Raw genomic sequence first — 8,113 nt, forward strand, 5'->3', positions numbered from 1 at the left:
GGATCGATAAGAACTAGGGGTATTTTTGTGCGCCTGCTGACAACAGTCGCAGCTTTACGCTGCTATTTAACTAAACGCTGCTCAGAAAACAAGCTAATTGCGGTTACTGAGGATCTAAAACTAGATGAGATGACTAGCTGGTATCAGACGGCAGTGGGTCTGGTGCCAACGATGGGAAATTTGCATCAAGGTCATTTAAGCTTAATTCAACGGGCGCGGCAAGAAAATTCTATGGTGATTGTAAGTATTTTCGTCAATCCCTTGCAATTTGCTCCCAATGAGGATTATCAACGCTACCCTCGCACTTTAGAGCAAGACCAACAATTTTGCGAACAAGCTGGGGTAGATGCAATTTTTGCGCCAACTCCGGAAGAAATGGCAGTTCCCCAGAAGAGTATACAAGAATCAAAGGTTACACAAGTTATCCCCCCATCTGCTATGATAACTGGCTTGTGTGGTCGTTCTCGGCAAGGTCACTTTCAGGGTGTCGCTACGATTGTGACCAAACTTTTCAACTTGGTACAGCCTGACCGGGCTTACTTTGGTCAAAAGGATGGTCAGCAACTGGCAATTATTAAACGCTTAGTAGCTGACTTAAATTTGCCAGTAGAAATTGTTGGTTGTCCAACAGTGCGGGAAGCTTCGGGTCTTGCCTTCAGTTCTCGTAATCAATATTTGACTGCAACGGCAAAAGAGCAAGCGGCGGCATTATATCGCGGCTTGCGACGCGCTGAAGCTGCTTTCATTGCAGGCGATCGCAATAGTAACAGGTTGATAGCACTAGTACAGCAAGAAGTGGCAATAGTCAGCACGATTTTAGTGGAATATATTGAATTGGTTGAACCGACTACGTTAATGTCTTTAGAAAAAGTTGAGGAGGAAGGAATGTTGGCGATCGCAGCTCGTCTTGGGTCTACACGTTTGATTGACAATATTATATTGCGCGATCGTCAACCCATTATCGCCATTGATGGCCCAGCCGGGGCTGGAAAATCCACCGTGGCGCGTCAAGTGGCAGCAAATCTAAATTTAGTGTATTTAGATACAGGAGCGATGTACCGGGCTGTAACTTGGTTAGTTCTGCAAAAGGGGATTGCCATTGATGATGAGTGTGCGATCGCGGAATTAACTAGCCAGTGTAAAATTGAACTTACCCCCGCCCAGGATTTACAATCAAGCGTGCGGGTTTGGATTGACGGTATCGATGTTACCCAAGCAATTCGCACAATTGAGGTTACATCTCAAGTATCTGCGATCGCTGCACAAAGCTATGTCCGTCAAGCACTGGTTAAACAACAGCAAAACTGGGGTAAAAGAGGTGGTTTAGTCGCTGAAGGTCGGGACATCGGTACTCATGTATTCCCCGATGCCGAAGTGAAAATCTTTTTAACCGCTTCTGTGAGTGAACGGGCCCGTCGCCGCCAGGAAGACTTTAACAAACAAGGTCAACCCGAAATCAGTTTAGAGCAACTGGAGCGGGACATTGCTGAACGCGATTGGAAAGATAGTACACGCAAAGTTTCACCTTTGCAAAAAGCAGCAGATGCAGTTGAAGTTCAAACCGATGGCCTGAATATTTCTGAAGTCACAGCAAAAATTGTCAACTACTATCAGCAACGTTTATCTCAGTAGTAATTACCACTATTTGCTCTTAGTTTTTCAGTTCAAAAGGGTGGTGGGTAATTAATTATCCACTTACCATCCTCAAAACTGTATTTATTAGAAACAGTCTAGATGCAAAATAGGTAATTTTAAAATTTTAGTCTAGTGTTATAAACATTAGCTTTTTTTAGTACTAAATCATCACGCTTTCGACTGATTTTTCACATCACAATTAATCCTGCCACAGATAGAAGCCTAAAAGCTTTAATTGTTAAATGCTAGGTAAAAGGACGGCAGTTGTTCCATTTTGCGAAACCCCTTTGACTAGCGTCTCGTAGAGAAGACCACACCACCTCTAGAAGGAAAAACCTCATCAGGAAGCTGATTTTACTGGTTGGCATTTTACGTTTAATTATGCCTATCTACTTAATTATTTGTTAGTTTTTAACTAGGAAATATTAGCCATTTTTATTTATAGTCATTATTTCCTAGTAATTTGACTTATTTTACTTATTAGACAAGTACTTTGTTTTTATCTTCACTTTGGTAGTAAAATGACGATGTTAAGTTTTATGTTTCATCATTAAAGACATAAAATCTTAAAAATAAAAGCTGTTAATTTCCTAAGCTTCTGTAATAGCTTAAAACTGGAAACCGATAAAGAGAGGATTTGACAAGATGGCATTTGTACAAGACCCACTACCCTTCGATATTAATGCTTTAGAGCCTTATGGCATGAAAGCTGAAACTTTTGAGTATCACTACGGCAAGCATCACAAAGCTTATGTAGACAACCTCAATAAGCTGACTGAAGGTACAGAACTTGCTAATAAGTCTCTGGAAGAGGTGATCAAAACTTCCTTCAACGACTCCTCGAAAGCAGGAATCTTCAACAACGCTGCCCAAGTTTGGAACCACACCTTCTTTTGGAATTCCTTGAAACCAGCAGGTGGCGGCGCACCTACTGGCGATATCGCAGCCAAAATCGATAAAGATTTTGGTAGCTTTGACAAATTCAAAGAAGAGTTCTCGAACGCAGCCGCAACCCAATTCGGCAGTGGCTGGTCTTGGCTCATTGATGATGGCGGTACGCTGAAGGTGATCAAAACACCAAATGCAGAAAACCCTCTAGCTCATGGTAAGAAAGCACTCCTAACTTTAGATGTTTGGGAACACGCCTACTACATTGACTTTAGAAACGCCCGTCCGGCATTCATCAAGAATTTCCTAGATAACTTGGTCAACTGGGATTTTGTTGCTGAAAACTTGGCCAAAGCTTAATTAGCTGTCAGTTTTGAACTGATTCCACCAAGAAAAGGGAGAAATTAAAAAGAATTTCTCCCTTTTCTGTTATTAAATGGCGGGACGGGCAGTAGCTTGAATAAAAGTAGTGGCATAAAAATCAAAATATAAAACATTATGGATAGCAAAGAACTAGCACAATACATAGAAGCAACTAATAGTATTACTAAACCTTGGCTATTGGTACAGCTGCGCCTTAAGAAACTACAAGAGCGTCGAGCCACCCTTACAGATGATGTTTACAACAAAGAATTAAAGGACATTTACCAAGACATGATGAATTTGGGGGAATGGTGGCGTGGTATTGAAGATGAGGTATTTTAAAGTTAGGAGTTATGAGTTTTCCTAACTTTTAATTCCTGCACAGACGTGATTAATTGCGTCTCTACTCCTAAATTAAAACGCAACCTGATGGCCCAAGCTCTCGATCAAGTCGATTACGATACTCTCGATGCCGCAAAACGACGCTTCATCGATGCCGCAAAACGCACGCTTGGCTTTGCAAGCGCCTATGGCATCGTGCCCGCATCGGGTCTGGGAGCAAGTGCTAACGCTTTCAGTTTCAATCTCGCTCCATTTTTAGAGGCGGGGGCTAGAGAACTTTCGATGACACTTGTCCCGGAAGGACTGGGTACAGCAGACGATACTCGACCTGACGACCTTTCCGAAGAAGAACTTCGGCGATTCTGGTGGAACATTGGTATCAAGATCATTTCGTGTCTTACGAACGATGCCGCAACATCAGGTATGCAGACTATACTTCTCGGTTTATATCTGCCGTCGAGTACTCCTGAAACGATCTTCACCCCAGCTTTCCTTGATGGGTTTTTGGATGGAGTGGTTGAGGGATGCAAACAAGTGGGGTGTGTGTACCTCTCAGGGGAAACTCCTCAACTAAAAACGAAGATGATTCCAGGTCGGCTCGACATCGCAGGCTCGGTTTTTGGGGTTATGCCGGCTGGTGTCGCTCCCATTGATAGCTCGCGTCTGGATGCCGGAAATACCATTGTTCTGGTCGAGAGTTCGGGGCCCCATGAAAACGGCTTTACCCCACTGCGAAAGCTCGCCGAGTCGCTCCCTGATGGCTACAGAACAAAACTTCCAAGTGGGCAGGAGTTCTGGGAAGCGATGAATGCCGCATCGTATCTTTACACGCCACTTGTGCAGGCGGTGCTTGGTGAAGGGATTCGTCCCACCGCGATGGAGAACATCACTGGACATGGATGGCAAAAGCTGATGCGCTCAGTGAAGCCGCTCCGATATGTTATCGAAACGATGCTCCCAGTACCGGAGATATTTACGTTTGTCGAAGGTCATCTTGAGGGCGGGGCAACGACGATGCTTTCTGTTTTCAATTACGGTGCAGGATTTGCATTCTATACTGAGTCAGAGCAAGATGCAGAGAGGATTGTCATCCTTGCAAGAGAACATAAACTTACGGCTGTGATTGCTGGAAGGGTTGAAGCATCCCTTAGCCGCGAGGTAGTGGTAGAACCACTTGGTATCACCTTGAAGGGAGATTCTTTTGGAATTGCGCGAGGGGTATAGTTGTTCAAGAGCGTAGGCATAGCCCGTCGTAGACATCGCTATTTTTCTTGAAGATATTGTAGACTGACTAATGCGATTGCTGAACTCATTACTAGTTATCTATTATAGTGTAATTACTAGGAAAAATAATATATTTGATACTTTGATATATAGTTATATCGCAGGCTTATTAGAGAAAATTACTCTCTTAAGTCTTGAAATGTAAGTCATTTAGCACAAATTTTATAGGGCTATTATATAAAATTATATGCAACATTCATTACTACTTATGTTAAAAGTAGTGCAAATTACGCATGACTACTGAGGTTAAGATTTGCTAACCTAGTCTTAACATATTGAAAAATTTGCTGAGAAAGTTGAGAAAGTAGCAGCCAACACTAATTTAGAGTGCTGAGTCTTTCTCATCTCTAGATGTGCCGTTTTAGTGTGTTAAAAAGATATATTTTTGTTCAGAGGGGGTTATGGTTGTAAATTTGGCCCGAACTACTGCTTCCACAGAACTTTTGAAGCAAGTCTTCCAAAACATTGATGCACAAAGTTGTCCAAGGTTATTCAACTTTCACATGCACACCGTCTACTCGGATGGTAGGTTGCAGCCAAGTGCATTGATGGAACAGGCGATCGCTATTGGATTAAAAGGGTTAGCCATCACCGATCATCATGGTATTATGGGCTATCAAGCAGCAATTGCTTGGTTAGAGGACTGGAAGTGGAATAATCCTGGTGCAAGCACTCCTTACCTGTGGAGTGGTGTAGAAATTAATGCCAGCCTTTTGGATATAGAAGTTCACATTTTGGCTTACGCTTTTACACCAGACCACCCTAGCATAAAGCCTTATCTCCAAAGAAGGCCGATTACAGGCCAAGAATATCAAGCAAGTAACGTAATTGCTGCTATTCATGAAGCTGGCGGATTGGCAGTTTTGGCTCATCCGGCTCGTTACAAGCGATCGCTTTTTGACCTAATTCCAGCTGCGTCCCAAAAGGGCATTGATGGCGTGGAAACTTTCTACGCCTACAATAACCCTAACCCCTGGAAACCCAGCGTAGTAGAATCAGAACAAGTACAAAAGTTGGCTGATGAATACTTTCTTTTCAATACTTGTGGTACTGATACCCACGGTTTGAGCCTGCTACAACGCTTGTAAAGATGAATCAAATTTTTTGAACTCTCCTGGTTAAATCTGCCAGGAGGTTATTCTATTTTTGGATTTTCAATAATCAAGCCTGATATCAACCCACATTCGGCAGGTTGGTTTGAAAATCATGATGCTAACTAAGCAAAGAAACTGCTCACCGCAATATTTCCCAACGCCGGTAAAGTACCCGTTAATCCGGTTAAATTGACTAACAAATCACTATTCGCCTGAAAACCAGCAGTGCTATTATTGATCGCAAGGTAAGTTCCAGCGATCGCTCCACTTGTTACCTTAACTAAGGCTGCACCATTCACGCCTAAAGCTTGATTTCCAGCTACGGCTCCATTAGCGTCGGTAAATACCTGATTGGCTAAATTTACTAAAGTGGTGGCAGTCTTATCGCCAGCACGGGTAAAAGTGCTAGGTGTAATCACGGTTGATCCGTCTGAACTGAATAAACCAATTTTATCTGTGCCAATGGTGAAGTCAGTAATGCGATCGCTTCCTGATACTGTTGATTCTCCAAACTGGAACGCAAATAAATCTGCGCCTTGGCCGCCAGTTAGAGTATCAGCACCAGCACCACCATTCAAACCATCATTTCCATTGTCGCCATTAATAACATTGGCTCCAGAGCTACCGATGAGGATGTCATTGAAAATCGAGCCTTTTACGTTTTCAACGTTGGAAATAGAATCGGTTCCTGCACCACCAGTAGCGAATCCAGCAGCAAGATTTACGATAACCCTAGAACCGACAAAACCGTACTCAATGGTATCAATGCCACCCCCACCATCAATAGAATCGTCACCAAATCCCCCTAAGAAAGATTCATTGGCATTAGAACCAATCAGCACGTCACTAAAACGAGATCCCAACACCCGCTCAATGGAAACTAAGGTATCATTACCGCTTCCACCAACAACAACTCCGGTGGACAAATCAACACTGACTGCTGAGGTAGCGTCGAAATAGACAGCTGTATCAAATCCTGCACCGCCATTAATTCTATCAGCGCCGCCAAACCCCTGAATCTGGTTATTTCCAGAGTTCCCAGTGAGTATATCGCCGAATGCTGACCCCTCGATATCTTCCACGTTGGAAATAACCGATGTGCCAAAAGAAGTAATTGCCTGCCCTGCTGAAAGATTAACAATTACTCCCTCACTAAATTTTTGGAAGCTTAAGACATCAATACCCGCCCCACCATTGAAGGTGTCGTTACCCTTGGAGCCGTCAAAGCTATCATCGTCCGCAGATCCGAGGAAACTGTCATTGCCTCGATAAACATATTGACCATACTCGTATCCTGACGTGCCGACAGTTAAAAGGCTCTCTCTTGTCGCAACGTCAATATTCAGATTTGTGTCCTGGCTTGTGATTTGGCCGTTAGTTCCGAAGGAAAATTGAGAAGTGATGGTTCCAGAATCAAAGAATCCGTTTGAAGCATAAGTGAAATTGACACCTATAGCACTATAGTTCAGAACGCCACTGCTATACAGCACTTCAAAATTGGTGGCAGTTTGCGCCCCATAGCCTTCGGAAGTAGTAGTATTATCCGCAATGTACCTGTTACCTTGAAATAGCACGGTATCAGCCATAAAATTTTCTCTCCTGATTAAACGTTTGGTGTGAATTTATCTTCAGTTAAGATGTCATTAAGGATTTCCAAAAAATAAATTATCCAATCTTATGGGGTGGGTATTTTACCCGCAGCAAAAAGCAGGCGAGAGAGAAGCCCACGCCACAAACTGACTTTTCACGGTATCAGGAAAACCTCACTTCTATTTCTCTCTCCTAAAAGGCTACGGTGTACACACAAGTCGAATTACCCCCCTTAATCCCCCCTTATAAAGGGGGGAAACCGAAAATCTAGTTCCCTCCCCTTATAAAGGGGAGGGTTAGGGTGGGGTAAAACCTTGGGTTTTTCAGCTATTTCAGACTTGTGTGTACACCGTAGCTCCTAAAAGGAGAGAGACTTTGAATTTTCCCCCTTTCCGGGTCGGAAAGGGGCTAGAGGGTTAGGTTTTTCGTAGGATTTTCCAGATTACGTGAAAAATCAGCCTGTACAAGAAGTAGTTGAGTATTTTTTATTTGGAAGTCCTTTAGCGTTGTAGTACGCTATGCCAGATAATACCATTCTTTTTTAGAAAAATATCACCAAACCATTTACTTTTATATCTGGAAAATAATTTATATAGTAATTGACCGGACAAATTTGGCTTATGTAAATAACTTTTTTTAATATCTTTGAATAGAGAAAAATAAGATGCTGACTTTAAATCTTTTTCAAAGCCTCGATTTATCAGCAAAGCTAAAAAATCCTTGTTTGGAAAGCACGGATAAATAAGGTTTTATATTATGCCCACTTGATTGCTTATTAAACCCGAAGAATCCCACCTCGCCAAAGCTACGCTTTGTCTTCCCCAGGGCAAACGCATCTAAATATTGACGAGCCTGAATCAGAGTAGAATTTAGCAAAACCCCAATCAAACAAGGCTTTCAGGAAATTAAATATTCAC

6 protein-coding genes are annotated in these 8,113 nt (G+C 42.6%); 5 read left to right on the plus strand and 1 reads right to left on the minus strand.

Annotation, left to right across the window (positions count from 1 at the left end; genetic code table 11):
• Positions 1-27: 27 nt before the first annotated feature.
• The 5 genes from V7K25_RS17075 (at position 28) to V7K25_RS17095 (ending at position 5,600) form a co-directional block, all read left to right on the plus strand.
• The gene (locus V7K25_RS17075) at positions 28-1,632 is read left to right on the plus strand and encodes a bifunctional pantoate--beta-alanine ligase/(d)CMP kinase (protein ID WP_335159734.1); all 1,605 of its coding nucleotides are present in this window, start codon (positions 28-30) and stop codon (positions 1,630-1,632) included.
• 648 nt (positions 1,633-2,280) lie between these two features.
• Complete coding sequence (locus tag V7K25_RS17080) at positions 2,281-2,883, plus strand: superoxide dismutase (RefSeq protein ID WP_335159730.1); 603 nt, start codon at positions 2,281-2,283, stop codon at positions 2,881-2,883.
• Between the two features lie 138 nt (positions 2,884-3,021).
• Positions 3,022-3,228 carry a hypothetical protein gene (locus V7K25_RS17085; protein WP_322649896.1) on the plus strand — a complete coding sequence of 69 codons (207 nt, stop codon included), beginning with the start codon at positions 3,022-3,024 and terminating at the stop codon, positions 3,226-3,228.
• An 87-nt stretch (positions 3,229-3,315) separates the two neighbouring features.
• Positions 3,316-4,452 (plus strand): AIR synthase related protein, encoded by a 1,137-nt coding sequence (locus V7K25_RS17090; protein ID WP_335159731.1) that lies wholly within the window; start codon positions 3,316-3,318, stop codon positions 4,450-4,452.
• Between the two features lie 461 nt (positions 4,453-4,913).
• Positions 4,914-5,600, plus strand: coding sequence for a PHP domain-containing protein (locus V7K25_RS17095; protein ID WP_335159732.1), 687 nt, complete (start codon positions 4,914-4,916; stop codon positions 5,598-5,600).
• 128 nt (positions 5,601-5,728) lie between these two features.
• Here the strand turns inward: V7K25_RS17095 and V7K25_RS17100 are convergent, their stop codons facing one another.
• A complete protein-coding gene (locus V7K25_RS17100) occupies positions 5,729-7,192 on the minus strand; it encodes a calcium-binding protein (RefSeq protein ID WP_335159733.1) in 1,464 nt (487 codons plus the stop codon).
• Positions 7,193-8,113 lie beyond the last annotated feature (921 nt).

The sequence above is a fragment of the Nostoc sp. genome (genome assembly GCF_036919495.1).
In the GTDB taxonomy this organism is placed as follows: Bacteria; Cyanobacteriota; Cyanobacteriia; order Cyanobacteriales; family Nostocaceae; genus Nostoc.